This is a genomic window from Nigerium massiliense, assembly GCF_000826085.1.
GTDB lineage: Bacteria > Actinomycetota > Actinomycetes > Propionibacteriales > Propionibacteriaceae > Propioniciclava > Propioniciclava massiliense.
In genome coordinates this window covers 419,272-443,798 of sequence record NZ_CCYM01000002.1, presented here as the reverse complement: position 1 = coordinate 443,798, position 24,527 = coordinate 419,272, and the positions used below count along the sequence as shown (strand labels likewise).

Here is a 24,527-nt window from a genome sequence, read left to right as displayed (position 1 = left end):
GGTCCGATGATGGCACCGATCCGCGTGGGACTGGCCGGCTACGCCGCTGGCCGTACCCTGCACGCCCCCTTCATCCTCGAGGCCGGAGGCGAGATCGCCGCCATCGCCACCTCGAATCCCGAGCGCGTCGAACAGGCGCGCGCGGAGCATCCGCAGGCACGCATCGTGGACGACCTCGACGCGCTGCTCGCCCTCGACGACCTCGACCTCGTGGCGATCGTCACGCCGTCCGGCAAGCACGTGCAGCACGCGCAGGCCGCGATCGCCGCCGGTCGCCCGTTCGTCATCGAGAAGCCGCTGGCCCCGTCGGCCGAGGAGGCCCGGCTCATCGTCGACGAGGCGACGTCGGCGGGCGTCCCGTTCGCGGTGTATCACCAGCGCCGCTGGGACCCGGCCCCGCTGGTCGTCCTGGACGCCGCCCGCCGCGGCCGGCTCGGCGAGACGTGGCGTCTCGACTTCGGCTGGGACCGCTGGCGGCCCGTCCCGCGGCACCGCTGGCGCGAGGACGCCCCACCCGCCGACGGCGGGGGAGTGCTGCTCGACCTCGGCCCGCACGTCATCGACTTCGCGCTGCAGTTGCTCGGCCCCGTCGCGTCGGTCTACGCCGAGCTGCGCTCCCGTCTCTCGCCGTCGGACGACGACGCCTTCCTCGCGCTCACCCACGTCCGAGGCGGCATCACCCACCTGACGACGACGTCGGTGACGGCCCAGCCCAGGCTGCGGATGAACGTGCTGGGCAGCCAGGGCGCCTACGTCTACCACGATCAGGTCGAGGAGTCGTATGCGTACCCGCACTGGAACGACGCGGACGCCGAGCACGCCGGCTGGTTCGTGTCCGGGCCCGAGCGCGAGCCCGCCCCGCGCGTCCCCGGAGGCCACGCCGACTTCTACCGTGGGGTGTTCGCCGCCTTGGGCGCGCCCGACCCGCAGGCGGCGATGCCGGTCGAGGCGGAGGCGGGCGTCCGCGTCGCCGAGGTCATCGACGCCGCCCGCCGCTCCAGCGCGTGCCGCGAGATCGTCGGGTTGCATCGGGCCGACGCGCACTGACCCCTTCCCCACGAGCTGAACCGCTGTGGAACGCGCCCACCCGACCGGAACGCGACGAGGCCGCCCGGCGTCGTACCGGGCGGCCTGGGGGCGCGGGGGCGCTCAGAGCTGGCCGAGCTGGCGGGCCTGGTCGTAGAGCCGGGCGATGCGCTGATCCATCGGCGGGTGCGTGGCGAAAATCTGCTGCACGTCGCCGGCGCGGAACGGGTTGGCGATAAACGAGTGGCTCGTGTCCACCAGCCGCTTCGTCGGCTTCAGCGGGCGGGCCTGGGTGCCCCGCTCCAGCTTCTCCAGCGCGGACGCCAGCCCGAGCGGATCGCCGGTGAGCCGCGAGCCGTCCTCGTCGGCGTCGAACTCGCGGGTGCGGCTCAACGCGAACTGGATGACCGCGGCGGCCAACGGCGCGAGAAGCGCGGCCGCCAGCGTCGCGAGGACGCCCGCGGGGTTGCGGTCGGAGGAACCGCGCCCGCCGAACATCGTGCCGAAGCTCAGCGCCTGACCGATCGTCGAGATGATGCCCGCCATGCCCGCGGCGATCGAGCTCGTCATGATGTCGCGGTTGTACACGTGCATGAGCTCGTGGCCGAGCACCGCGCGGATCTCCCGCTCGTCCAGCAGCTCCAGGATGCCGCCGGTGACGCAGACGGCCGCGTGCTGCGGGTTACGTCCGGTGGCGAACGCGTTGGGGGCGCCGGTCGGGGCGATGTAGATCGCGGGCATCGGCTGCTGCGCCTTGGCCGAGAGCTCCTCGACGATGCGGTACAGCTGCGGCGCCTGCTGCGCGCTGACCGGCTGGGCGTTCATCGCCCGGATCGCCAGCTTGTCGCTGTTCCAGTACGAGTAGAACGTGCTGGCCACGCCCATGAGGCCGAAGATCCAGATGAACGACGACGAACCCGAGTAGGCCGACAACCCGCCACCGATGAGCAGGAGCAGCCCGAACATGCCGCCCAGCAGAAGGGCGGACTTCACACCGTTGTTATGGCCATGCATGCCTGCTCAACGCCCGCGCAGGTCGCCCGGATTCCCGCCAGGCGTCGGTCCAGGGGCGGCCCCGGGGGATCCCTGAGCGAGAGCGTCCACCTGTCCGACACCCGCCGAGTTGCGACCTGGAGCAACAAGATGCGACCACATGACGCTGGACGCCGTGGCGCCCGAGAACCCTTGTCTTGGCCAGACCTCTTGGTGGCATCATGCGTCGCGTAAGTGACGGCGATCTATATCCGTGAGGCTTCAGCGAGCAATGCGGGGAAGCTGGCCCCCGGGTCGTTGATCAGCTTGATGGTGGCTTGCGCGTGCGCGCCGGCCTCCCTCGTGGAGGTCCCAACGGTGTCCCTGAGCGTGGCAGTGACAGGTGGGTGGATGATCTCGAGTTCGACCAGAGCCCTGGCCAAGCTCTTCTTCACCTCCAGATCCCCGCGTCCCAACTGGTCGATCAGAATCGCCAGCAGGTCTGACTCGCTACCCCTGGGGACAATCGCTACGGCGACCCGCCAAGCAGCCCGGGCGACCTCATCGTCGGCGTCCTCGAGGAGGTGGGGGAACACCCAGGGCCAGCTCTCAGGAACGACGAGCTTGGAAAGCGTGTGAAGGGCCTGTGACCGGGCCTGCGGCACTCCTGAGCTCAGTTCGGTCCTCAGGAGGGGGATCACCGAGGGCCGTGCGTGTTGGATCAGGGCCCAGGTCAACATTTCGCGCACGTAGAAGTCACCCTCTACCCTGCAGCGATCGATCAAGTGTCCGAGCACGGTCGGCTCTGGATAGGTGCCGGCCAGCATGGCCGCCTTGAGCCTGATCGATGAGTCGGGTGATTCGAGCGCGGTGGCCAGCTCCTCGACAGGTGACGGTTGCCTGTCGTGCGAGGGATCCATGCGGCCATCCAAGAGACTCACGCTGCGGGAGGGTCAAGTGCCTTGTTCGCTCCGGTGCCAGGGCTGCGAAGAGAGGTGCCGGGGGGCAGGTGAGCAGCTGGACGCGTCCGGGTAGTGGTTCTGACTTCGCACGGTCGAGTCGGCCGGGGCCTGTGAAGGGGAGGGGCGGTCACTTTGGCGCGTGTCGGACACCACCCGGACGCGACGACGGGGCGGGGCCATTCGGCCCCACCCCGTCTTGTTCGCGCGACGGTAACGTCACTCAGCGGCGGTGGCCGCCCTTCTTGTAGGAGTTGAAGCCGTTCTTGATGATGGCGTTCAGGTCGGTCTGGTCGATCAGGCCGACGACGTTGGCAGCACCGGGACCGTAGGCAGCGACGGGCACCTCAGCGCCGGTGTGCTGCTGCGAGCCGCCGGCGGGGGAGGTGCCGTAGGTCACGACCATCTCGGAGCCCTCGTTGGTGAGCAGCTTGGTGTCCAGACCCGGGGTCGGGCCGTCGACGATCTGGCTCGTGTGCGCGTGGTCCGCGGTCACGATGACGAGGGTGTTGCCGTCCTTCTTGGCGAAGGAGAGGGCGGCCTTGACGGCGTCGTTGATCTGATCGGTCTCACCGATCTGACCGCAGGCGTCGGCGGCGTGGTCCTTCTTGTCGATCGAGGCGGACTCGACCTGCAGGAAGAAGCCGTTCTTCTTGCCCTTGTCGTTGTTGGAGAGCAGGTCGATCGACTTGCGGGTCATGTCGCCCAGGGCCGGGACCTTGCGCCACTTGTCGTTGACGGTGCAGCGCTGAGCAGCCTTGCCCTCTTCGGCGCCACCCTTGGTGGCCACCAGCTCGTTGAACTTCACCGGCAGGTTGCCCTCGTCGAACAGGCCGAGGACCGGCTTGTTCTGGTTGGCGGCGCGGACGCCGGCGAGCTGGTCCTTCTCGGTGATGTAGTTGTAGCCGCGCTCGCGGGCCTGCTGCTCGAGGGTCTTGCCCGCCCACCGGCCGGCCTTGGCCTTCTCGCTGAAGGTCTTGGAGCCGCCACCCAGGGTGACGTCGGGGCGGGTGTCGAGCAGCTGCTCGGAGATCGAGCCGAGGCCGCCCTTCTCCTTGGCGAAGGCGGGGCAGTCCTTGCTGGTGGCCTCGGGGCCGTAGCACTTGCGCAGGCTCACCTTGGCGACCTGGACGGCGGGGGTCGCGTCCTGGATCTCGGAGGTGGTGATGTCTCCGGTCGCACGGCCGGTCTTCTTGGCGTACTCGAGCAGCGTCTGGTGCGGCTTCTCGTTGATGTCGACCGAGATCGCGTTGTCGTAGGTCTTGACGCCGGTGGCCCAGGCGGTGCCGGTGGCGGCGGAGTCGGGCGTGTAGTCCGGCTTGCCGTCCTTGCGCAGGGAGTAGTGCGTCATGAAGCCGGACAGCGGCAGGGCGTCGATGCCGCCCAGCGCCTGGCCGGCGCCCACGAGGTAGTTGCGGGCGATGGTGATCTCGGAGGCACCCATGCCGTCACCGATGATCAGGATGACGTTCTTGGCGCCCGGCTTCTGGATCGAGGCCCGGATGGTGCTGGTCTGGTCGCCGTCGAGGCGGGCGGCTCCACCCGGCTCGGAGAGACGGCCATTGGCCGAGCGGTCCAGCAACGGAGCGAAGGAGTAGGCGTTGGCCGAGAGCGCGCAGCTGGCGACGAGAGCAGCGGCGGCGCCTGCGGTCAGCAGGCGGCGAGAGTTCTTCATTGATGGTCCCTTCGAGCGAGGATGTCGGGGATGTCCCTGTGAGGGATTCTCATTCTCCAGAGCGGCAAGCAGACGCCAACCCGGCGACGTCTGGGTGAACAACTGCTGACCCGCCGGCGATGACACCGTTCCGGATCGCCGGACGCGACCCTGAGTTCACCCTGACTTCACCCCAAGGGCTGGGGCGTTCTTCCCTGTCGCCGAACGGACCGGGCAGGATGCGGCCAGGCCTTCGCTCAGCGAGAGGTCTCGTCGGGCGGCACCGCGTTCATCCGCTCCTCGATAGGGACGCAGGCGGCGAGATCCTCATAAAGCCGCACGATCTCCTCGGACTGATGGTCGATCGTCCACCAGCCGGCCATCTCGTGGCTGCGGGCCTGGGCGCGGGCCTTGAAGTCGGGATCCTTGAGCTTGCGCAGCATCGATACCAGGGCGCGGGCGAACGACTCCGGGGTCGGCCGGGCGAACAGCCCGTTGACACCTTCGTCGATGACCAGCCGCAGCTCGTGGTCGACCGAGACGATCGGCAGCCCCGCGTGCGCCGCCTCGTGCAGCACCAGCGCCTGCGTGTCGGTCAGGGACGGGAAGGCGAAGACGTCCGCGGACTCGTAGTAGGGGCGCAGCCGGTCCCGCGGCACCTGCCCCACCAACGTGACGCCGCCGCGTCGCCGCGCTCGGGACAGCTTCTGCTTGAGCGACTGCGACTTGCGCCAGTCCCCGACGACCATCAGCTCGGCGTCCGGCACCTCCTCGCGCACCCACTCGAAGGCCTCCAGCAGCAGGCCGATGCCCTTCTCCGGGGCGATGCGCCCCACATAGATGATCCGGGGTCCCGGCGGCTGCGCCAGGGGCTGGTGTGGCGGGAGGGCGTCCGCGCCGTTGGGCACCACGCGGATGCGGGAGTGCGGCGCCAGCTCGCGCACCCGCACGGCCGTCTTGTCCGAGGGTGTCGTGACCAACTCGGACGCCTCGAGCATGTCCCGCGCCGCGCCCAGCAGCGAACGCCGCGAGATGCCGCGCCGAGGCCATTTGCTGACCCACTGCCGCATGTCCTTCAGGGACGGCCGGTTCATGCCGTTCGCGGAAACCCGCAGGAGCCGGTAGTAGGCGTCCAGGAACGGCGTCAGGTGGCTGTAGTGGCTGGCGTAGGCCTCGAAGTCCGTGTGCCAGGTGGTGATGAGCGGGACGTCGCAGCGGTCGGCCGCCCACACGCCGAGCATGCCGATGGGACCGAGGCCGTGCACGTGGATGATGTCGGGCGGGTCCTTCTCGAACTCCTCCAGCGCCTTCTCGAAGCCCGTTCCGCTCGCGACGCGCGCCGGGAAGCCCGGGATCAGCAGCGACGGCAGCCGCATCTCGCGGCGGCCGGGGGCGTCCTTGTAGGGGTTCGGGCCCTTCGCCTGCGGGGCGACGACGAGGACGCGGTGCCCGCACTTGAGAAGCTCGCCCTCGATGAACTGGACCGCGTAGAGCAGCCCCGAGTGGCCGGGGCCGTAGTTGTCGGTGAACAGGGCCACGCGCAGCGGGCGCTCGGTGCGGCGCTCGGTCGCGCCGGAACCCTGGCTGTCCGGCGACGCGAGTTCGCGTCCAGGGGCGGTACGGCCGGTGCCTGGGGCGTCCCGGTGCTGGTGCAGCGCAGGCATTCCTCACCCCTCAGGTCGACGGCTGGGCCCGAGTGTACTCACAGGCCGATCGACCCCTGAACCGGGCCCCGCTCACCCCCGCGGACGTCCGCCCGCAACGGTTCAGGCCAGGCTGCCGTAGGTCTGCTTCGCTCGCTCCAGGGCGGACACGTAGCCGGCGCGCTGCAGGGCCGCGCCGTCGGTGTTGGTCGGGACGGCCAGCATGCCGCGGACCTTGTCCAGGGACTCGAAGCCCTTGCGCTCCAGCCACTCCTCGAGGCCGCCCAGCATGATCGCCGAGTAGTCGGTGCCGTGCCGCACCAGCGCGGAGGTCGTCATCACCACGTCGGCGCCGGCCAGCAGGCCCTTGACGATGTCGTCGGCGGTCTCGACGCCGGAGGTCAGCGCCAGCGACTTCGTCGTGTGGTTGCGCAGGGCGGCGATCCAGGTGCGCGGAAGCTTGCCGTCCGCCGGCGACGACAGCTCGACGCCCGGGCGCACCTCCACGGTCTCGACGTCGATGTCCGGCTGCAGCCAGCGGTTGAACAGCACGAGACCGTCGGCGCCTGCCTCCAGGACATCGAGTGCCATGTGCCCCGTCGAGCTGAAGTACGGCGACAGCTTCACGGCCACGGGGATCGAGACGTTCTCCTTGACCGCCTGGACGATCTCCAGGTGCTTCTTCTCGATCGTCGGCCCGTCGACGTGGACGTCTCCCGGGACCGCATAGATGTTCAGCTCCAGCGCGGACGCCCCCGCGTCCTGGAGCTGCCGCGAGAACTCCGTCCAGCCGCCCAGGCCGGACCCGTTCAGGCTGGCGATCAGCGGGACGTCGATCGCCTTCGCGGACTCCTCCACGAGCGTCAGGTAGGCGTGCGCCATCGACTTCTCGCTGGGGATCGCCGCGTCCGGGAAGTAGCTCGTCGCCTCGGAGTAGGTCTCCTCGTGCGCCTCGATCATCTCGATCTCGCGGGTGACCTGCGTCTTGAGCTGTTCCTCGAACAGCGAATACAGGACGACCGCGCCGACTCCGCCCGCGGCGAGCGAGCGGACGCCGTCCACCGTCTGCGACAGCGGACCGGCGGAGGCCACGAGCGGGCTGACCAGGTCGAGCCCCAGGTACTTCGTGCTGAGATCCATGATTCACTCTCTCGCATTGGCCGCGAAGCGGGAAGCGTCGCGGGTTGCCATCTCTTCGTAGTCCGCCCACCGGCGCTCGACCTGCTGCTGGCCGTAGGCCAGCATGCGCTCGGCCGCCTCGGGGTCGGCGTTCTTCAGCATGCGGAACCGCAGTTCCTTGTCGTGGTACTGCGACAGCGGGATGCGCGGGCGCGGGGAGTCGAGCAGGAACGGGTTCTTGTTCTCCATCCGCAGCACCGGGTTGAACCGCATCAGCGGCCAGTGCCCGGACGCCACCGCGGCGTACTGCTGGTCGAGGCCCTTCTTCATGTCGATGCCGTGGGCGATGCAGTGGCTGTAGGCCAGGATCAGGCTCGGCCCCTCGTACGCCTCGGCCTCGCGGAACGCCTGCAGCGTCTGCTGCGGGTCGGCGCCCATCGCGACGCGGGCGACGTAGACGTTGCCGTAGGCGATGGCCTGCATCGCGAGGTCCTTCTTGTTCGTCTCCTTACCCGCGGACGCGAACTTCGCCACGGCGCCCATCGGCGTCGCCTTGGACGACTGCCCGCCGGTATTGGAGTAGACCTCGGTGTCGAGCACCAGGACGTTGATGTCGCGTCCGGTCGCGAGGACGTGGTCGAGGCCGCCCGCGCCGATGTCGAAGGCCCAGCCGTCGCCGCCCACGATCCACACCGAGCGGCGCATCAGGTGGTCGCACACCGACCGCAGGTCTTCGACCAGCAGCCGCTCGCGCTCGGTGAGCTCGGGCAGCTCGCGGTCGGCGTACTCCGACAGCGAGGTCGGGTACTGGCTCTCCGAGACGTACGCCCCGTCGCGCTTCACGCCCGTCAGCATGTCCTCCAAGAACAGCTTCAGCAGGTCGAGGCGGGCCCGCTGGTGCGAGAGATCCGACTCGAACAGCTGGCGGGCGTTGAGCAGCTCGTCCGCCTGCTCGTCGCCGAGGATGCCCCGCAACTGGTTCAGCCGGTCCTGTGCGAGCTGTCCCTGCATGTCGGCCGCCAGGCGCAGGCCGAGGCCGAACTCGGCGTTGTCCTCGAACAGGGAGTTCGACCAGGCGGGACCGCGGCCGTACTTGTTGGACGACCACGGGGTGGTCGGCAGGTTGCCACCGTAGATCGAGCTGCAACCCGTGGCGTTCGCGACGGTGGCGCGTCCGCCGAACAGCTGGGTGAGCAGCTTCAGGTACGGCGTCTCGCCGCAACCCGAGCACGCCCCGGAGAACTCGAACAGGGGCTCGAGGAACTGGGTGCCGCGGACGGTGGCGAAGTCGACGCGGCTGCGCCGGTTCACCGGGATCGTCTCGTAGAACTCGATGTTCTCCTTCTGCTTCGTGCGGTCGAGCACGGGCTCGAGGTTGATCGCCTTGCGCTGGCCGCCGCCGCCCAGCGGCTTGACCGGGCAGGCCTCGACGCACAGGCCGCAGCCGGTGCAGTCCTCGGCGTAGACCTGCAGGGTGTAGCGCGCCCCGGGCAGGCCGGCCGCGTTGAGCGGGGCGCTCTCGAAGGTCTCGGGCGCGCCCTCCAGCGCCGTCTCGGGGTAGTACTTGGCGCGCAGCACCGCGTGTGGGCAGACGAACGCGCAGTTGCCGCACTGGATGCAGGCGTCCTGATCCCAGACGGCGATGATGTCGGAGATGTTGCGCTTCTCGTACTGCGTCGTGCCCGACGGGTAGGTGCCGTCGACCGGGAGCGCCGAGACCGGCAGGTCGTCGCCGGCGTCCACGAGCATCTTCGCGGTGACGTCGCGGACGAACGTCGGCGCGGTCAGCGGGACGGGCTCGATGCGCTGCGCGTCGCTGACGGGGGCGTCCGGAACCTCGACGCGGTGCAGGTCGGCCAGGGAGGCGTCCACCGCGTTCTTGTTCTTCTGAACGACGTCGGCGCCGCGGCGTCCGTAGGTCTTCTCGATGGACTTCTTGACCGCCTCGATCGCCGCCTCGCGCGGCATCACCCGGCTGATCGCGAAGAAGCAGGTCTGCAGGACGGTGTTGGTGCGGTTGCCCATCCCCGCCTTGCGGGCGACGGCGTTGGCGTCGATGACGTAGAGCTCGATGCCGAGCTCTATGATGCGTTCCTGCATCGGCTTGGGCAGGCGGGCGAAAACCTCATCGGCCGGATACGGCGCGTTGAGGAGGAGGACGGTGCCCTCGCGGGCGAACTTCAGCACGTCCACCCGCTGGAGGATCGACCAGTGATGGCAGCCGATGAAGCCGGCCGCGTTGACGAGGTACGGCGCGGCGATCGGTTTGGGGCCGAAGCGCAGGTGGCTGACCGTGCGGCTGCCGGACTTCTTCGAGTCGTAGACGAAGTAACCCTGGGCGTAGGTGCCGTCCTGGCTGCCGAGGATCTTGATGGTGTTCTTGTTGGCGCCGACGGTGCCGTCCGAGCCGAGGCCGTAGAAAACCGCGCGCAGCGTCTCGGGGTCTTCGACGTCGAGCTCGGCCGAGTAGGGCAGCGACAGGTGGGTGACGTCGTCGTTGATGCCGACGGTGAACCGCGGACGCGGATGCTCCAGCGCCAACTCATCGAAGATCGCCACCACCATGCCGGGGGTGAACTCCTTGCTGGAGAGCCCGTAGCGGCCGCCGATGACGAGCGGCAGGCGCGCGCGGCGTCCCGCGGAGACCGCTTCGCCGAGGGCGGCGGTCACGTCGAGGAACAACGGCTCGCCACCGGAGCCGGGCTCCTTGGTGCGGTCGAGCACGGCGATCTTCTTGGTCGACTCGGGGATGACGGCCAGCAGCTCCGCGACCGGGAAGGGCCGGTAGAGCCGCAGCTGCACGACGCCGACCTTCTCGCCGTCGCGGCGCAGGTGGTCGACGGCCTGTGCCACGGTCTGCGCGCCGGAGCCCATCACGACGATGACGCGCTCGGCGTCCGGGTCGCCGTGGTACTCGGCCAGGTGGTACTCGCGGCCGGTCATCTCCGCGAACTCCGCCATCGCCTGCTCGACGATGCCCGGGGTGTTCTCGTAGAAGGGGTTGACGGTCTCGCGCGACTGGAAGTAGGTGTCCGGGTTCTGCGCGGTGCCCCTGATGTAGGGGTGTTCGGGGGACAGCGCCCGCCGGCGGTGCTTGATGACGAGTTCCTCGGGGACGTAGGTGCGCAGCTGCTCGTCGGTCAGCATCTCGAGCGTGTTCAACTCGTGGCTGGTGCGGAAGCCGTCGAAGAAGTGCAGGAAGGGGACCCGGCTGCGCAGCGTCGCCAGCTGGCAGATCGCGGCGGAGTCGTGCGCCTCCTGCACCGACGCGCTGGACAGCAGCGCGAAGCCCGTCTGCCGGACGGCCATGACGTCCTGGTGGTCGCCGAAGATGGACAGGCCCTGCGCGGCCAACGAGCGCGCCGCGACGTGGAACACCGTCGAGGTCAACTCGCCGGCGATCTTGTACATGTTCGGGATCATCAGCAGCAGGCCCTGGGACGCCGTGAACGTCGTGCTCAGCGCCCCGCCCTGCAGGGCGCCGTGCAGCGCGCCGGCGGCGCCGCCCTCGGACTGCATCTCGATGACGGTCGGACGCGTGCCGTAGACGTTGGACTGGCCCTTGGCGGACCACTCGTCGGCCAGCTCGGCCATCGTCGAGGAGGGGGTGATGGGGTAGATCGAGCAGAGTTCGTTGAGACGATAGGCCACGGAGGCCGCGGCCTCGTTGCCGTCGATGATGGCTTTGGTCATGGTCAGCGCTCCGGGATCATCTCGATGGCGTGCACGGGGCACTGCTCGTAGCAGGCCGCACAGCCGGTGCATTTCTCGTAGTCGTAGCGGTAGCGGAAGCCCTTGCCGAGCTTGATCACCGCGTCCTCAGGGCAGGCGCCCAAGCAACCGTCGCACTCGATGCAGTTGCCGCAGGACAGGCAGCGGCCAGCCTCCACATGCGCCTGCTCGGCGTCGAGGCCACCCACGATCTCGTCGAAGTCGACGACGCGGTGCTCGGGCTCGAGCTCCGGCTGATCGGTGCGGCGGTTGTCGCCGAAGTACCAGACGTTGAGCTTGTCGAACGTCGCCAGCGCGTGCTTGGGGCGGTCGGGCACCTCGCGGCTGTTCAGCCAGGCGTCGATGGTGCGGGCGGCGCGCTTGCCGTGCCCGACCCCGACGGTGACCGTGCGCTCGCTGGGGACGGCGTCGCCGCCGGCGAAGATGCCGGGGACGTCCGTCATCAGCGTGCGGGGATCGACCGAGACGACGTCGTGGTCGAAGCGCATGCCCGGGATCTTGCGCAGGAAGTGGCTGTCGGTCTCCTGGCCGACCGCGAGGATCACGGTGTCGGCCTGCAACTTCTCGAATTGGCCGGTGCCGCGCGGACGCCCGTCCTCGTCGAGCTCCATGATCTCGACCGTCAGGTCGTCGGCGTCCATCGCGGTGATCGTGCGCAGCCAGTTCATGCGAACGCCCTCGCGGGTGGCGCCTTCGCGCTCCTCGACGTTGGCGGGCATCTGCGCCTCGGTGCGCCGGTAGATGATGACCGAGTCGTCGGCGCCGAGGCGGCGGGCGACGCGCGCGGCGTCCATGGCCGTGTTGCCGCCGCCGTAGACCGCGACACGCTTGCCGATGTCGGGACGCCCGCCGCTGGCGACGTCGCGCAGGAGGGTGACGGCGTCGACCATGCGGGACGCGTCCACCGTCGGGATGTCGACGCGCTTGCTCAGGTGGGCTCCGATCGCGACGAACGCCGCGTCGAAGCCGCCGGCAGCCTGCTCGGCCAGTAGGTCGTCGACCTTCGCGTCGCAGGTGATCGTGACGCCCAACTCGACCAGGCGGCCGATCTCGGCGTCCAGCACCGGCCGCGGCAGCCGGTACTCCGGGATGCCGTAGCGCATCATGCCGCCGGGCTGCGGCGAGGCGTCGCGGATCTCGACCTCGTGGCCCATCATCGCCAGCTGGTAGGCGGCGGAGAGGCCGGACGGCCCGGCCCCGATGACGAGCACCTTGCGGCCCGTCCGGCGGGCGGGCTTGGTGAACTGCCAGCCCTTCTCGATGGCGAGGTCGCCGAGGTAACGCTCGACCGAGTGGATCGAGACGGAGCCGTCGAGCTCCTTGCGGTTGCACGACGTCTCGCACGGGTGGTAGCACACGCGTCCGTGGATCGCGGGGAACGGGTTGTTGCGCACCAGCTCGCGCCAGGCGGCCTCGTCCTGATGGGCGATGACCAGGCGCAGCCACTCCTGAATGTTCTCCCCGGCGGGACAGGCGTTGTTGCAGGGCGGCAGCATGTCCAGATAGATCGGCATCCGAGTGCGGGTCGGACCGACGCGGCCACCCTCCTGCCCCAGGATCGGGAGCGCCGTCAAGTCATGGCGGTCAGTCGTCATCGTCACCCTCCATGGTGATTCAGGCGCCCGTGGAGACGCCCCGTTCGCCGTCATACTAACCCCCGTAGTAGATGCATGGGCCGCCTGTGAGAATCTCCGCCGGCCGTCGGACGGAAAGCCCGCATTCCTGGCCTCCGGAAGAGTGCTCAGAGTTCGCTCAGGTTTCGTTTATCGTTCGGTTCTCTCGGTTCCGGACAGGCGTAGCGTCAGCGCCGCGATCACAAGTCGCTCCTTCTATCCCACCGCCATCTCGTCTCCAGGCGCCGCCCTCCCGCCTCGGACGTCTGGCCGGTTCGACACGGTGCCGACCGGCCAGGAGCCCCTTCCGTACCCCGGGTGCGCGCCTGTCACAGGAAGGGAATCACCCCATGACGTTCAATCTCCGCCCGCGGCGTGCCATCGCTGCCGGCGCACTTGCGCTCACCGTCACCGCGGGAGTCGCCGCCTATGGCGTCTCCACCGGGTTCGGCCAGAACAAGGTCGGCCAGGAGACCCCGGCCGGCCTTCAGGCCTCCGACAACCAGGTCCTCAAGCCCCTCGGCAACCGCCTCGTGACCGAGTACGGCAAGTTCATGGGCTCGACGGTCAGCCCCAACGGCCGCTTCCTCGCCGCCAGCGCCGCCGACCGCAACATCTCGCTGCAGATCTTCGACCTCAAGGCCAACAAGCTCATCTGGCGCGCCGGCCGCGACGCCGGCGCGAACCTGCGCCTCACCGATGGATCGGTCGGCCAGGAGAGCCCGACCTACTCGCCCGACGGCAAGTTCCTCTGGCTGTCGCAGAACGCCGCCCTCACCCGCTTCCCGGTGAACGCCGACGGCACGCTGGGAACCCCGGTCAGCTTCCCGCTGGCGGCTGACGGCAAGAAGCTGGCCCTTCCCGGCAAGGTCACCTACTCCCCGGACGGCGGCACGCTCTACGTCGCGGTCAACGGGCAGAACAAGGTCGCCGCACTCGACCCGAACACCGGCGCGGTCAAGCGGACGTGGAACGTGGGGATCGCCCCGCGCGAGGTCGTCTTCGTCGGCGACAAGCTTTACGTCAGCAACGAGGGCGGACGCCCCGCGCGTCCGGGCGAGGCCACCATCAACTCCTACGGCACCGACGTGCCCGCCAACACGTTCCTCGGCACGTCGACCACCGGCACCCTCAGCGTCATCGACCCGTCGGCCTCCGGCGACGCCGTGAAGTCGATCGACGTCGGCCTGCACCCGACCGCGATGCTGGTGCACGAGGACGTCCTCTTCGTCGCCAACACGAACAGCGACACGGTCTCGGTCGTCGACACCACCAAGAACAAGGTCGTCCAGACGATCAACACCCAGCCCTACTCGAACTCGAGCGTCGGCTACGCGCCGACGGCTCTCGCGATGACCCGCGACGGACGCCTGCTCGTCACGCTGGGCCGCGTCAACGCCGTGGCCGTCTACCGCTACGCCAACGATCCGATGGAGCCGGTGAGCTACATCGGACTGTTGCCCACCGACTACTACCCGTCCGACATCGCCGTGGCCAACGGCAAGGTCGTCGTCACCAACACCCGGGGCATCGACGCGCGCGGCCCCGAGGTGACGATCAACAAGGGCTACGGCACCAACCCCGCCACCGGGCACGGCACCCACAGCACCACGGGTTCGCTGACCAGCTTCGCTATGCCGAACGACAAGGTGACCCGCCAGCAGACGAAGGTCGTCTTCGAGCAGAACGACTGGCAGAAGAACGACGTCAAGCAGGCCCGGGGCAAGAAGCAGAAGGCCGTCCCGGTGCCGCAGCGCATCGGCGACCCGTCGACGATCAAGCACGTCTTCCTGATCGTCAAGGAGAACCGCACCTACGACCAGATGTACGGCGACATGCCGCAGGGCAACGGTGACCCGTCGCTGGCGCAGTTCGGGCAGGTCGTCACCCCGAACCAGCACGCGCTGGCCAACCAGTTCGGCCTGTTCGACAACGTCTACGACATCGGCACCAACTCCGCCGAGGGCCACAACTGGCTCATGCAGGGCGACGATCCGGAGTACACCGAGCACAACAACGGCGCCTACCAGCGCAGCTACGACACCGAGGACGACGTGCTGGGCCACCAGCGCTCCGGCTTCCTGTGGACGTCGGCCGAGCAGGCCGGTAAGAACGTCCGCAACTACGGCGAGTTCATCGCCAAGACCAAAAAGCCGGCCGGAGCCACGTGGCAGAAGTACTACTGCGCGGCCAAGGACGTCATCAACGGCGGCGACCCGGCGCAGCTGACCGCCCCCCAGCTGAAGCTGGACGCCCACTCGCCGATCGCGTCGCTCGAGGACATCTCGCTGCACACGTTCCCGCAGTTCGACACGGACATCCCCGACATCTACCGCGTCCAGCTGTGGAAGCAGGAGTTCGAGAAGCGCGGCCCGTCCGCGCTGAACATGTTCTGGCTCTCCTCCGACCACACCGGCGGACCGGTCGACGCCCGCGCGCAGGTGGCGGACAGCGACCTGGCCACCGGCCAGATGGTCGACGAGATCTCGCACTCGAAGTACTGGCGCGACTCGGTGATCTTCGTGGTCGAGGACGACTCTCAGGACGGCGTCGACCACGTCGACGGTCACCGCGCGCCCGTCCAGGTGATCTCGCCGTGGGCCAAGCACGGCGTCGTCAACAGCACCTACTACAGCCAGATCAACATGATCCGCACGATCCAGCAGATCCTGGGCGCGCAGCCGCTGAACCAGAAGCTCGCCGCGGCGACGCCGATGTACGACGCCTTCACGAACAAGCCGAACTACAGCCGGTTCGCCACGCTGCCCAACCAGGTGCCGCTGACCGAGAACGTCAAGGACGCCCCGGCCTGCGGCCCGGACGTTCCCGGCACGCTGGTTCCGAACGCCAAGGCGCCCACGTCCGCGGCGCTGCCCCCGCTGCCGGCCAAGGCGAAGAGCCTGGCCAAGCAGTGGGAGCAGTGGCGGGTGACCCAGCCGTTCGTCACCGAGCAAGAAGAGGACGAGGTCGTTCCGCCCCTCATGAACCGGTTCACCTGGTACCAGGCGCACAACTTCTCGACGCCGTACCCCGGCGACAAGGTGGTCTACGCGCCGAAGGACGTCCCCGGTGTCACGGCGGCTCAGGTCGCTGGCACTGAGGGCGAGCGGGAGAAGGGCGACGAGGCTGACGAGGCCGAGGGCGCTGACAAGGCCGAGAAGACCGACAAGGCTGAGAAGGCCGACGAGGCTGACAAGGCCGAGGGTGCTGACAAGGCCGACAAGGCTGGGAAGGCCGACGAGGAGGACGCCAAGGACAAGCCGAAGAAGTAGGGCCTGACCGACAGGTTTTGACATCCCCGGGGCCGCCCCCACTCGATCGATCGGGTGGGGGCGGCCTCTCCCTGTCCCCGGGAAACCCAGGTGAGGTGTGCCACCGAGCGGAGTCCGCCGTACTGTGCCTCCATGTCCGAGCCCAACAGCGCCGCCGGCGGCGCCCCGGTCAAGGTGGGACCGGCGTCGGTTTCCTCGTCTTCGTCGAGCTGACCAGCGGCTTCATCCAGAGCTACTACCTGCCGCTGCTCGCGGGTATCGCGCCTCCTGCCGCTCATCGCGAGCGCGTACGTCGCCTCCGGCCTGCTGTTGGGCGTGATGCCGAGCATCGTGGCCGAGCTGTCCCCGCCCGACGAGACCGGCATCGCCACGGGGGTGTACAACTCGCTGCGGACCCTCGGCGGCTCGGTCGCCGGCGCGGTGTTCGGCGTCATCTTGACGTCGTTCGCCATCCAGGGCACCACGGCCGTCGCCCAGGCGGGCTACGTGACCGTCTGGCTCGTCTGTGCTTCGCTCTGGGCGTTGGCGCTGCTGCTGGTCATCTCCCGGCGGCGCGCGATCACCGCGAAGCTCATTCAGGCGGGAAAGAGCGAACCCGCCGGTGACCGCTCCTGAACGGTCGCCACGTCCTCACCATCGTCAACCAGAAGGGGCCACCGACACCATGGACTTCATCGCCGAAGGGGCTGCGCTGCTACCCGAACTGCAGGAGATCCGCCGCACGATGCACCGCGAGCCCGAAATCGGGCTCGACCTGCCCAAGACCCAGCGGATCGTGCTGGACGCCATCAGCGACCTGGGCCTCAAGATCACCACGGGCGAACGCACCACGTCCGTCGTCGGCGTGCTGCGGGGCGGTAAGCCCGGGCCCGTCGTCCTCTTGCGCGGCGACATGGACGGCCTGCCGGTGCAGGAGCAGACCGGGCTGGAGTACGCGGGCGAGAACGGAAACATGCACGCCTGCGGCCACGACCTGCACACGGCCGGGCTGATCGGGGCGGCGAAGATCCTGGCGGCGCACCGTGACGAGCTCCCGGGCACGGTGCTCTTCATGTTCCAGCCCGGGGAAGAGGGCTACGGCGGCGCGAAGGTGATGATCGACGAGGGCCTCTTGGAGGCGGCAGGCGAGCGTCCCGTCGCCGGCTACGCGATCCACGTCGCGCCCGGCCCGCGCGGCGTCTTCAACACGCGCTCGCACGCGATGCTGGCCGGGTCGAACTACCTGACCGTCACGGTGCATGGCAAGGGTGGGCACGGCTCGCAGCCGGCGACGGCCCTCGACCCGGTGCCGCCCATGGCCGAGATGATCACCGGCCTGCAGACGATGATCACCCGCGCGATCCCCACGTTCGAGCCGGTCGTGATGAGCGTCACCATGGTCAACGCGGGCACCGCCATGAACGTCATCCCCGATCAGGCGCAGTTCATGGCGACGGTGCGGACGCTGTCGAACGAGTCCCGCGAACTGTTCGTCGAACGCGGACGCCAGCTCGTCGAGGGCATCGCGGCGGCGTACGGCTGCACGGCCGAGTTCGACTTCTCTCTGCTCTACCCGGTGACCTGGAACGACGAGGGGGAAACGCGGTTCACCCTCCAGACGCTGAGCGAGATGTTCGGTCCCGAGCGGACGACCGTGTGGGACGACCCCCTCATGGGGTCGGAGGACTTCTCGTTCGTCGCGGAGGAACTGCCGATCAGCTTCTACATGCTGGCGGCCAGCCCGGACGAGGTCGACCCGGCGACGGCGGCCTACAACCACTCGCCCTTCGTTCTGTTCGATGACGCCGTTCTGGGAGACCAGGCCGCGGCTCTGGCCCAGATGGCCTGGAAGCGCCTGGAACAGGGCTCCGGCAAGCTTGAATGAGCCGATGTCTACGTCCCTAAAATAGGGGACATTGTGTCCCGAAATGTCCAGGATTTACGGACGAATCACCTAGTCGAAAACATATGGGTGTTGCGAAACTCCGGGAAAAGGCACGTTGGCCCTCCTCTGGCGAGGGGTGCATACTCACGGGCATGAGCGAGCCGACCACTTGCTCGGGGTGATCGATCGGTGGTGAGGGAGACCGCCGATTTGGGCCTCTTCGGGGGAAAGGGCAACACACGGGGCGGGGATGTCCGGATCACCCCAAGGGATGGCAATTGGGGCTCGCGAGAGGGTCTCGATGGTCAATGGCCCGAGAGGTCGCGTTGCGACGATCGGGTGGGCCAGCCGAGAGGCTGACCAGGACGAAAGAGTGCAAAGGGCGGCTTCACCGTTACGGGGGTTTCGGTGGAGCCGCCCTTTCCTTGTGCCGACGCTGTTCGCGGTTCGTCCGGCCGCGCCGGTGACCGGGCGAACCGCGAACGCCAGGTCTCAGCGCTGCTTCGGACGTCGCACCACCAGGACGGGGCAGCGGGTCCCCCGCAGCACCTCCCGGCTGGTCGAGCCGAGCATCAGGCCGGCGAAGCCGCCCCGGCCGCGGGAACCCACGACCAGCATCGACGCGTCGCGCGTCGCGTCCACGAGTACCTCAGAAGGGCGGCCGGGCTCGACAGAGGTCGTCACGTCGAGGCCGGGGTGGTCGGCGACGTAGGGGGCGACGAGGTCGTCCACCATCGTGCGCAGCGAGGCGCCGAGCGCCGCGTTGTCGACCGACCAGCCCAGCGCCACGTCGGCGGCCCAGGGGATCTGCTCCCAGCCGTGCACCGCCCGCAATGCGACGCCGCGCGCGACGGCCTCGTCGACCGCGACCTTGATGGCCTCCAGCGACTCCGGAGCGTCGTCGACGCCGACGACGACCGGGCCGTTCGGGTCCGTCACGTCGTGATCGGGGACGACGACGACCGGTCCCCGGGCGTGAGTGACGACGCCGTCGGACGTCCCGCCGAGCACCGGCATGCTGACCGGTGCCGAGCGGCCGCGGCTCCCGACGACCACGAGCGCGGCCGTCGGGGACGCCTCGATGAGGACGCCGTCCGGCTCCCCGTGGACGAGGAGCGTCTGGGCGTCCAGGTCGGGGTGGCCCTCGCGGACGTGGTCGTTGACGGTGCGCAGCTTCTCCTTGCCACGTTGGGTGAGCCGGTCGAGGAAGTCAGGGGTCACGGTCGCGTCGTAGATGCTGGTGCGCGCCGGGATGATCACCTCCGGGATCGACAGCACGATGGTGAGCGGCAGGCGGAGCCGCGCGGCGCGGGCGGCGGCCCAGTCGACCGCCTTCCCCGCCCGGGGGGACAGGTCGGTGCCCACCACGATCCGGCCGGCGAGATTCATGGACTGCGCGCTGTTCGACATGGCTCCTCCTCGAGTCCGCGACGGCGCCCGGAGACGAGCGCCGTCTCTGTCTGCTCATCCTATTCCCGGCCGGTCCGGTGACGCGGCGCGGGCGGGACTGGGGGGCGGGCGAGGGAAGCCCGGAAAAACTACAGACAGGGGTGGGCAAAGGTAAAATGCGGCCATGACGATCCCGACGCTGGGCCCCGAGATGCCGGCAGTGACGCCGCCGCTGTCGCCGGCCCGCCGTCGCGTCCTGCAGGCGGTCGCCGACGCTCCCGGCACGCTGACCTCCCTGGCCGAGCAACTCGGCGGGCACCCGAACACCACCCGCCAGCACCTCGAGTCGCTGCTGGCCGACGACCTGATCGTCGCCGAGGCGCTGCAGACCGGGGAGCCCGGGCGTCCGCCGCTGCACTACCGGGCGACGCCCGACGGCGTACGGGCGCTGGCCGGCTCCGACGCGGTCGGCGACTACCGTGAACTCGTCGAAGTGGTCGCCGAGTATCTGCTCGCGACCGGGGAGCCCGAGGAGCACGCTTTCGAGATCGGGAACCGGTGGGGCCGGGAGAAGACCGGCCCGGACGCAACCGCGGCCGCCGGCGGTGAGGTCGACGCCCAGGCCGTCGTGGTGGCAACGCTCGATCGCCTGGGCTTCGGTCCGGAGCCGGCCGCGGGGAAGGTCCGGCTGCGCACGTGCCCCCTTCTGCAGATCGCGCGCACCTACCCCGAGGTGATGTGCGGCATCCATCGGGGGCTGGTGCAGGGGATCCTCGACCGGATCGGCGCGGACGCCGGCGTGCGCCTCGAACCGTTCGCGGAGCCCGGCGCCTGCCTGCTGTCGCTCGGCGACCCCGCGCTCAGTTGATCTCCTCCGCTCCGTGACGCGCGACCCGGCGCTCGGGCCGGCGACACGTCAGACCGTCACGCGGTCGAGGATGGCGCGCACGGCCGCCACGTAGCGGTCGACGGCGCCGGCGTCCTGGGTCAGATAGACGTTCGGCTCGAACAGGTCGGCGTCGACCAACAGCGGACGCCCGTCGTCGGCGCGGATCAGGTCGATGCGCCCGTACACCGGCGTCGCCTCGTCCTCGGCGAGGCGACGGGCGCGCATGGCCGCGCGGACCGTCTCGATGACGAGATCACCGACGGCCACCTCGTCGGGCGTGGCCTCGGCCGGCGAGGCGGGCATGCTGAATCGGCCCTCGATGTAGCCACCGCCCAGGCCCAGGATCGCGCCACGGGTGATCGCGTGGGACAACCGCCCGCCCAGGTAGACCAGCGACCGCTCGCCCTGCTGGTTCACCGAGCCGAGCGCGGGCTGGACGACCACGGTCTTGCCCTCGCCGAGGATCAGTTCGCCGAGCGCGAGCGCGTGGGGGTCGTCGGCGACGAACAGGCCGGTGTCGGTCGTCCCCGCCGAGATGGACGGCTTGACGACCACCTTGTGCTTGCCGTGGGAGGCGAGTGAGCGGGCCACCTCGGCGCCGGTGCCGCAGAACGTCGAGCGGACGCAGGGGACGCCCCGGGCGGCGAGCTCGTCCATGTAGTGCTTGTCGTAGTTCCAGCGGACCATCGTCGGGTGGTTGCGGATGGTCGTGGCCTGCTCGACCTCGTCGACCCAGTCGAGGAAGTCCTCGGGGCGTTGGGAGTAGTCCCAGGGCGAGCGCAGGACGAGCAACTGGTAGCCCGCCCAGTCGTTGGGGTCGTTCCAGATAGGCGCGTCCGTCGGGATCCCGGCGTCGTTGAACGCCGCGACCAGCGTGTCGAGGTCGTCGTCGTGCGCGTCGCCCAGCGCTTCGGGGTCTGCGGTCACGAGGCCCACCACTGCTGTCATGTCTTCCATCGTGGCATGGACGCCGGACATTCTCGACCGCGGCCCCGGCCACGCGAGGCGGTGGGAATGCGCCTCGCGGCGGGCCGGGCGGGCGCACTCCGGACGTGGTCATTGCCTCGCGAGGCGGCGTCAGGTCGGGTAGCGTCGCGAAGGAGAGCGAATGCTGCGGGCGCCGACGGCCCGCGCCGCCCTCGTCACCGCTGCTTCGCGAGAGAGGATCACCATGCCGACGTATCCGCAGGACGAGCGCGAGGACGGCGTCGCCCCCGAGGAGACCACCCCAGCCACCACACCGCCCGACACTCGCGGGATCGATGAGGTGCCGCAGACCTGGGAGGTGCCGGTCATCGACGGCGAGCCCGATCCCGAGGCTCAGGCGGAGGCGCAGCGCCAGGCCGCCCTGCCCGAGTCCGAGGTCGCCCACGGCGCTCCCGTTGAACCGCAGGGCGAGGACGCCGTCACCGGGCCGCAGGACACGCTGCTGGACGCCGCGGCGTCGCCCGTCGAGCCGGGGCCGTCCAGCCCCGCGGACGCGGAGGTGTCCGCGCCCGGCCCGGAGGCCTCGCGTCCTGGCGAGGAGGAGTTGGTGCCCGCGGGCGAGGTGGCCGACGTGGAGCCGTTCCCGCAGGTCGATCCGGGCGAGATCGTCCCTGCAGACGCGCCGTCGCCGCTGACGCAGCCGCTGATCGAAGAGGACGCCCCTGCCGGCGACGCTGACGGCGAGGTCCGGGCCGAGGAAGCGACCGCCCGCCTGGATGGCTCGAAGGAGGCACCCGAGGCCGAGGTCGGCTCGGGAGAGGCGGCGGACGCCGAGGCCGACGACCGTGGCTGGGTGGCCGGGGTGAGCGTCGACCCCGACTGGTACAACACGCAGGACAGCCCGGACGAACTGCCCGAGGGGCAGGAGCCGCGCAGCGTGCCGCTGCCGGGGACGCGCGTGGCGGTCGGGCGGACGTCCGTGCGCCGCAACATTCGCCCCGACATCGACTGCGGCGCGGACACCGGCTGCAGCCGCCGCCACGCTGAGCTCGTGTTCGACGGGGCGTCCTGGACGGTGACCGACCTCGATTCGGCCAACGGCACCTACGTGCGCCGCGACGGCGGGCCGATGCCGGACGAGCCGATCTCCGGGCCGACGAAGCTGGCCGAGGGCGACAGCGTCCTCGTGGGTTCCTGGACCAGCATCACCCTGCGCCGCGCCCCGTTGCACTGACCAGGCCCTTTGCGGCCGGGGGCTTCGCCGCGGAGCGACGCCTCCGGTCAGCACAGGTCGCCCGGGGCTCACTCCACGAAGACCGGCCGGATGGACACCTCGTCGACGTTCGCCTCGGGTGTCGCGTCGACGGCCATCCGCACCACGGCGGCCACGGACGCCGGACGAAGGTGCTCGGCGGCGACGTAGGGGCGTCCCTTCTCGGCCTGCAGTTGCACCTGCATGTCGGTGTCGACCCGGCCGGGGTGAACCGAGGTAACGCGGACGGTGCCGCGCTCCTCCTCGCGCAGGGCGTCCGTCAGCGCCCGCAGCGCGAACTTCGACCCCGAGTACAGGCCTCCGCCCGGGCCGGACTTGTAGCCCGACCCCGAGTTGATCGTCAGCACGTGGCCCCGTCCGCTCTCGCGCAGCAGCGGCAGCAGGAGCCGGGTGAGGTCGGCGACGGCGATCACGTTCAGCTCGAAGATGCGGCGCCAGGGGTCTCGGCCGGTCTCGCCGACCTCGCCGGACGTCCCGATGCCGGCCGAATGGATCAGCACGTCGAGTCGGCGCACCTGCCCCGCGGCGCGGGCGGTGTCGTCCTCGTCGGCGAGGTCGCAGATGAACGCCTCCGCGGACGCCCCGGCAGCGCGCAGGTCGTCCACCGCCCCGCCGACCGATTCGGGCGACGAGCCACCGATCAGCAGATCGTGGGTCGAGGCCAGTTCGTGGGCGATGGCGCGGCCGATGCCGCGGCTGCCGCCGGTGATGAGGGCGACTGGTCGCAGGGTGGTCATGATGGCTCCTGTGGTGGAGGGGACGGACGGTTCGGCTGGGCGGCGACGGCCGCGTCAACCCCCGTGCCGGCCGGGCCGGTGACGGTGGTTGGCGGGCCCGGCCGGTGGGCTCCGGACCGCCTTCGCCTCGGCACTAGGCTAAAGGCATGCCGACTCCAGAGTTCGTCCTGCACCTGCGCGAGCGCGTGGGCCACCACCTGCTGTGGCTCTCGGGCTGTACCGCGGTGGTGTTCCGCGACGGCGTGGCGGGGGACGAGATCCTGCTCGTCAAGCGCGCCGACGACGGAGCGTGGTCCCCGGTCTGCGGCATCGTCGACCCCGGCGAGGAGCCGCACGAGGCGGCCGTCCGAGAGGTGGCCGAGGAGGCCGGCGTCGTCTGCGCGATCGAGCGGCTCGTGTGGATGAGCGTCACCGAGCCGGTCACCTACGACAACGGCGACCGGACGCAGTACATCGACCACACGTTCCGCTGCCGCTACGTCTCCGGCGACCCCTTCCCGGTCGACGGGGAAGCCACCGAGGCCCGCTTCTTCCCGGTGGACGCCCTGCCCGCGATGCCGCCCGTGCACGCCGAGCGCGCCCGCGCGGCGATCGAGAACGCCCCCGAGGCCCGGCTCGGGCGCGACTGGCTGACCACGGGCGACCCCGCGCGCTGAGCGCCGGGCCGCCCGTCCGGCTAGGAGTTCTTCGGCCAGTCGGACGGGGTCGGCTCGTCGGTGTTCTCGGGGACGTCGGAGTAGTCGGTGTAGCTGTCCTTCGGGCGGTAGCCCAGCTCAAGCATCGTGTTCGTGATGTCCCAGCGTCGGTTCGGGTTGTCGGAGACCGCGTAGTACAGCCCCCACGTCACGTCGGCCTCGATGGCGCAGCGGATCACCTCGACGGTGTCGCGCTCGCTCAGCCACATCGCGCGGAGGAGGTCGACGTCCGCCAGATCCGGATCCCCGGACGTCCAGCCGATGCGCAGCGCGATGAAGTCAATGCCGTACTCGTCGTGGTAGAAGCGCCCCATCGCCTCGCCGAACGCCTTCGAGACGCCGTAGAGCGAGTCGGGCCGCGGCAGCATGTGCGGGTACACGGGCCACTCTTCGTCCCGGTCGTACATGCCGTTGATGTGGTTCGAGGAGGCGAACACGAACCGGCGGACGCCCTGGGCGCGCGCCGCCTCGAGGGTGTTGCGGAAGCCGATGATGTTCGACTCGAGGACGTCGTCCCAACTCGACTCGGGCGATGACGAGCCGGCCAGGTGGACGACGGTGTCGACGCCGTCCATCAGCGCCTCGATCTCGCCGTAGTCGGTCAGGTCGGCCTTCTGCAGTGCCTCAGCCTGGGCTTCGTTCTTCGGCGTGCGGCCCTGGATGACGACCTCGTACTGGTCGAGGCCGTCCAGGAGCAGGTCACCGATGTTGCCGGTGCCTCCGGTGACAAGGATCTTGCGGCGATTTGTCATGCTTCGATCAT

General features: G+C 69.7%; 18 protein-coding genes. 7 read left to right on the top strand and 11 right to left on the bottom strand.

The features are described from left to right. The first annotated feature begins 6 nt into the window (after positions 1-6). Positions 7-1,047, top strand: coding sequence for a Gfo/Idh/MocA family protein (locus tag BN1187_RS03515; protein WP_052462243.1), 1,041 nt, complete (start codon positions 7-9; stop codon positions 1,045-1,047). A 102-nt stretch (positions 1,048-1,149) separates the two neighbouring features. On the opposite strand, the gene htpX is transcribed toward BN1187_RS03515, so the two are convergent. The 7 genes from htpX to BN1187_RS03480 all read right to left on the bottom strand — a co-directional run bounded on the left by htpX (position 1,150) and on the right by BN1187_RS03480 (position 12,700). Beyond that, positions 1,150-2,040 carry a zinc metalloprotease HtpX gene (gene htpX / locus BN1187_RS03510; protein WP_040158769.1) on the bottom strand — a complete coding sequence of 297 codons (891 nt, stop codon included), beginning with the start codon at positions 2,038-2,040 and terminating at the stop codon, positions 1,150-1,152. 224 nt (positions 2,041-2,264) lie between these two features. Continuing rightward, on the bottom strand, positions 2,265-2,918 hold the full coding sequence (locus BN1187_RS03505; RefSeq protein ID WP_040158767.1) for a HEAT repeat domain-containing protein: 654 nt from the start codon (positions 2,916-2,918) through the stop codon (positions 2,265-2,267). A gap of 262 nt (positions 2,919-3,180) precedes the next feature. Then, complete coding sequence (gene phoA / locus BN1187_RS03500; RefSeq protein WP_052462242.1) at positions 3,181-4,632, bottom strand: alkaline phosphatase; 1,452 nt, start codon at positions 4,630-4,632, stop codon at positions 3,181-3,183. Positions 4,633-4,868: 236 nt separating this feature from the next. After that, positions 4,869-6,275 carry a glycosyltransferase gene (locus tag BN1187_RS03495; RefSeq protein ID WP_040158765.1) on the bottom strand — a complete coding sequence of 469 codons (1,407 nt, stop codon included), beginning with the start codon at positions 6,273-6,275 and terminating at the stop codon, positions 4,869-4,871. Positions 6,276-6,377: 102 nt separating this feature from the next. Then, positions 6,378-7,397 (bottom strand): dihydroorotate dehydrogenase-like protein, encoded by a 1,020-nt coding sequence (locus BN1187_RS03490; protein ID WP_040158763.1) that lies wholly within the window; start codon positions 7,395-7,397, stop codon positions 6,378-6,380. Continuing rightward, positions 7,398-11,066 carry a pyruvate:ferredoxin (flavodoxin) oxidoreductase gene (nifJ, locus tag BN1187_RS03485; RefSeq protein ID WP_040158760.1) on the bottom strand — a complete coding sequence of 1,223 codons (3,669 nt, stop codon included), beginning with the start codon at positions 11,064-11,066 and terminating at the stop codon, positions 7,398-7,400. Positions 11,067-11,068: 2 nt separating this feature from the next. Continuing rightward, a complete protein-coding gene (locus tag BN1187_RS03480) occupies positions 11,069-12,700 on the bottom strand; it encodes an NAD(P)-binding protein (protein WP_040158757.1) in 1,632 nt (543 codons plus the stop codon). 368 nt (positions 12,701-13,068) lie between these two features. On the opposite strand from BN1187_RS03480, the gene BN1187_RS03475 reads away from it, so the two are divergent. The 3 genes from BN1187_RS03475 (at position 13,069) to BN1187_RS03465 (ending at position 17,854) form a co-directional block, all read left to right on the top strand. Then, positions 13,069-15,990 (top strand): alkaline phosphatase family protein, encoded by a 2,922-nt coding sequence (locus BN1187_RS03475; protein WP_072041945.1) that lies wholly within the window; start codon positions 13,069-13,071, stop codon positions 15,988-15,990. A gap of 318 nt (positions 15,991-16,308) precedes the next feature. Next, complete coding sequence (locus BN1187_RS03470) at positions 16,309-16,605, top strand: hypothetical protein (RefSeq protein WP_040158755.1); 297 nt, start codon at positions 16,309-16,311, stop codon at positions 16,603-16,605. Positions 16,606-16,654: 49 nt separating this feature from the next. Next, positions 16,655-17,854 (top strand): M20 metallopeptidase family protein, encoded by a 1,200-nt coding sequence (locus BN1187_RS03465; protein WP_040158752.1) that lies wholly within the window; start codon positions 16,655-16,657, stop codon positions 17,852-17,854. A gap of 492 nt (positions 17,855-18,346) precedes the next feature. On the opposite strand, the gene BN1187_RS03460 is transcribed toward BN1187_RS03465, so the two are convergent. After that, the gene (locus BN1187_RS03460) at positions 18,347-19,264 is read right to left on the bottom strand and encodes a universal stress protein (protein WP_052462241.1); all 918 of its coding nucleotides are present in this window, start codon (positions 19,262-19,264) and stop codon (positions 18,347-18,349) included. A gap of 163 nt (positions 19,265-19,427) precedes the next feature. Between BN1187_RS03460 and BN1187_RS03455 the strand changes: the two genes are divergently transcribed. After that, positions 19,428-20,111, top strand: coding sequence for a helix-turn-helix transcriptional regulator (locus BN1187_RS03455; RefSeq protein WP_040158749.1), 684 nt, complete (start codon positions 19,428-19,430; stop codon positions 20,109-20,111). A 48-nt stretch (positions 20,112-20,159) separates the two neighbouring features. On the opposite strand, the gene BN1187_RS03450 is transcribed toward BN1187_RS03455, so the two are convergent. Continuing rightward, positions 20,160-21,080, bottom strand: a complete 921-nt coding sequence (locus BN1187_RS03450; RefSeq protein ID WP_040158746.1) for an ATP-grasp domain-containing protein — start codon at positions 21,078-21,080, stop codon at positions 20,160-20,162. A gap of 223 nt (positions 21,081-21,303) precedes the next feature. Here BN1187_RS03450 and BN1187_RS14020 point away from each other — a divergent pair, with 223 nt between their 5' ends. Beyond that, positions 21,304-22,293, top strand: coding sequence for an FHA domain-containing protein (locus BN1187_RS14020; RefSeq protein ID WP_097677317.1), 990 nt, complete (start codon positions 21,304-21,306; stop codon positions 22,291-22,293). A gap of 68 nt (positions 22,294-22,361) precedes the next feature. On the opposite strand, the gene BN1187_RS03440 is transcribed toward BN1187_RS14020, so the two are convergent. After that, the gene (locus BN1187_RS03440; protein WP_040158743.1) at positions 22,362-23,069 is read right to left on the bottom strand and encodes an SDR family oxidoreductase; all 708 of its coding nucleotides are present in this window, start codon (positions 23,067-23,069) and stop codon (positions 22,362-22,364) included. A gap of 146 nt (positions 23,070-23,215) precedes the next feature. Here BN1187_RS03440 and BN1187_RS03435 point away from each other — a divergent pair, with 146 nt between their 5' ends. After that, complete coding sequence (locus tag BN1187_RS03435; protein WP_040158740.1) at positions 23,216-23,725, top strand: NUDIX hydrolase; 510 nt, start codon at positions 23,216-23,218, stop codon at positions 23,723-23,725. A gap of 20 nt (positions 23,726-23,745) precedes the next feature. Here BN1187_RS03435 and BN1187_RS03430 read toward each other — a convergent pair whose 3' ends face one another. Continuing rightward, entirely contained in the window at positions 23,746-24,516 is a 771-nt protein-coding gene (locus tag BN1187_RS03430) for an NAD-dependent epimerase/dehydratase family protein (RefSeq protein WP_040158737.1), read from the bottom strand. Positions 24,517-24,527: the final 11 nt, after the last annotated feature.